This is a genomic window from Oleiphilus sp. HI0125, assembly GCF_001635355.1.
The window spans coordinates 1-634 of the sequence record NZ_LWGF01000356.1 but is presented as its reverse complement, the minus strand read 5'-3'; the positions used below and the strand labels follow the sequence as shown (position 1 = coordinate 634).

At 47.0% G+C, this 634-nt stretch carries 1 protein-coding gene; it reads right to left on the bottom strand.

Annotated elements, in window-relative coordinates:
* The coding region (locus A3762_RS27110) for a hypothetical protein (RefSeq protein WP_197469036.1) at positions 1-634 on the bottom strand (634 nt) is incomplete at both ends.

The window sequence follows — 634 nt, the reverse complement described above, 5'->3', positions numbered from 1 at the left end:
ACTTTTTACGCACATACGCTGACGCAACATCAATATTCTGATCGGTTCGTAAACCAAATGAATCTGTTACACCGTCACCATCATTGGTCGTAAAGTTATCAAACACCAACTTAATACCAGTGTCATTCACAACACCGGCAGTACCTTCTCCAGAGCGACCAGTCTCCCACGTAAAGCGATTGCGCTTGCCTTCCGCTTCAACGCTATCCTTAAAAAATCTGGCCGATGCAATCGTTAAGCCTTGATCCCCTCTATCAGACCATCGACCACCATCAGATTGACACGACGCGCTATCGCTCCCTTGCCCACCAACACATACAGCCCCAGCTCCGCCTGCGGAAATTGTTCTCTCAGATCCTTGTTCGTATGTCTCCAGCACCATGCGCCCAAAGCTCGCACCAGTTGCCCGATCACCTAATCTAAAGTCTGTGACATCTAGTCGCGACCAACTTTCTGTCTCATAAATTCGCAAACCCTCTTCAGTAACGTCAAGAAGCATGTCACGAAGATGCTTATCCATATCGAGTCCTGCCAACCAGAAACCACTACCATCAGATTCCTTATAAGTAGCCATTAAGCCATCACGCAATTCAATATCTGCATTGATGGTAATACCTTCATCACCAAAACGACC